At 54.6% G+C, this 2,028-nt stretch carries 2 protein-coding genes and 1 pseudogene; all 3 read right to left on the bottom strand.

What is annotated here, in order from left to right:
- A partial coding sequence (locus QME66_13570; protein ID MDI6809974.1) for a hypothetical protein occupies positions 1–701 on the bottom strand: 701 nt, incomplete at its 3' end.
- A gap of 61 nt (positions 702–762) precedes the next feature.
- Complete coding sequence (locus QME66_13565) at positions 763–1,191, bottom strand: hypothetical protein (protein ID MDI6809973.1); 429 nt, start codon at positions 1,189–1,191, stop codon at positions 763–765.
- 107 nt (positions 1,192–1,298) lie between these two features.
- Positions 1,299–2,000: pseudogene (locus QME66_13560) on the bottom strand (integron integrase).
- Positions 2,001–2,028: the final 28 nt, after the last annotated feature.

The raw sequence follows: 2,028 nt of genomic DNA, 5'->3' as shown, positions 1-2,028 counted from the left end.
ATCGTTTCCATGCCCACCCAAGATTGCTCGAATTCCTGCTTGGCTTTCTCCAGTGCGGCGGCCTTCTCCTCCGGCCTCATCTCACTCTGGCTTTCAATCTGGGCCTGTAAGCGGGGGAAAACGATGTCCTCGACAATCTGCGTGTATGCCGGCGGGAAGATGAACCCGCGACGCATCGCATCCTCTCTGTAGCCCAAACCAAAACTGATACTGACCAGTAGTATGAGCGCCATCACCAAGCCCCTCTGCCCTTCCTTGATGGGGCGCACCGAGAAATTGGTTCGGTCATTCAGTTCCCCGACGACAGAGCGTGCGTACACTGTCGCCAGAACAAGATAAACAAGCCCTAAAGCCAGTGACATGATGCTTATCTCCCACGCAAGGATCAACGCCAGCACGGACAAGGCAAAGGCAACAATGATCACCCAGAAGGGACGCACCAGTGCCACCAGTAAGCCGGCTGCCATAACGACTAGGGCAATGGTCCCAAAAACCCAAATCGCCAAGTTCAACAGCTCCGGACCTGGCGAGAACAAAGCCTCATATTGGCGATAAACCCGGCCGCAAACCACGCCGAGCAGGGCATTGGTGATGATGAGGACGGCGACAAGGATGGTAGTTTTAACCACCGTTGATTGGTTCATCGCGTTCACCTCCTTCGAGGCAATGCCGTATAATGTGGAGCGCATGAGCAGACGCATATGCGCTTCTCATGTCAGTCTACCGCTGTGGCGTTCTGCTCGATGCGCTTGTTAGAGCGACCTATCCCCAGCCGCAGTTCGTGATGATCCAAGATGAGCGCTCCTCATCCCAGGTGAACTCGTACATCCAGTCGTAGCGATCGGTCGTCATGGTGACACCGCCGCCCCTGACCACGATCTCGAAGGACACCGAGAACGCGCGACGGGTGGCGCCAGGCTCCTCATCGAGCGTGATCTCGAGAACCTCAAGCGACGAAACGGGTTCTGGCACGCTGTCAGCGTACATGGGGGCCATGTAGGACCACTGAGCCTCCCAGTCCCCGCGCTCCCATGCATCGAAGTAGGCCCGGGGCACCGCCTCTGCATCCGTTCTGTCGACTGATGCGTCGGGCGATCCCACGGAGCAGCCCACCAGGACGGTCGTCAGGGCGATAGCCGCGGCGATAGCCAGGCCAGACAGCACTCGATGGCCATGCCCGCGCTTGTGCACGCATCCTCCAGAGTTCGCTCTAACATACTTTATATGGTTTCTTCATAACACCTTTAACTCCCGAATTAGCGTCATAACACACTGGCTCCCAAATAATATTGAACATGATGCCGTCCCTCTTCGTCGGTCTTTATGTTCTTCCAGCGGTTATCTTGGGGAAAGACCCATTGCCAGCGCCATTCCTTCGTGGCATTAGAATATTTCCTATCCAAGGCATCGGGCAAAATCACACGGCCCCAGCCGTCGGCCAGATCGCGTTCGTGAACGGCTTTGACCCGCTTGAGATGTTCTTGTAGCGCGGCCTTGAGCGATTCTGGCAGCATCGTGACACGATCTTTGCCGCCTTTACCATCGCGAACGGTGATTTCATTGCGAGAGAAATCAATGTCCTGAACACGCAAGCACAAACATTCCATGAGGCGCAGACCTGCCCCGTACATCAGTGAGGCCATGAGCCATTTATCCCCCTTTAATTGGCCGAGAACAGCTTTCACCTCTTCACGCGTCATAACCACGGGCAACCGCTTAGGCTTGCGGGCACGTACCACTTCGCCCAAATCTCCAACTTTATGACCAATAACATTTCAGTAGAGGAATAGAAGCGCTGATAATGCCTGGTTCTGAGTAGATGAACTCACTTTCTCCTTGACGGCCAAGTGCGTCAGGAAGGCGTTTATCTCTGGCTCTGCCATCTCCGCCGGATGGCGAACGTTATGAAAATAAATAAATCGCTTAACCCAACTGCAGTAGGTTTTTTCAGTACGGTGGCTATAATGACGCGAGCGCAAAGCCTCTCGCAACTGATCCATTAACTTTGGCGCAGTGGTTAATTCAACC

It is taken from the genome of Candidatus Eisenbacteria bacterium, assembly GCA_030017955.1.
Classification (GTDB): Bacteria; Eisenbacteria; RBG-16-71-46; order JASEGR01; family JASEGR01; genus JASEGR01.
The sequence above is the reverse complement of the archived record's forward strand: the minus strand, read 5'-3'. Positions and strand labels throughout refer to the sequence as shown.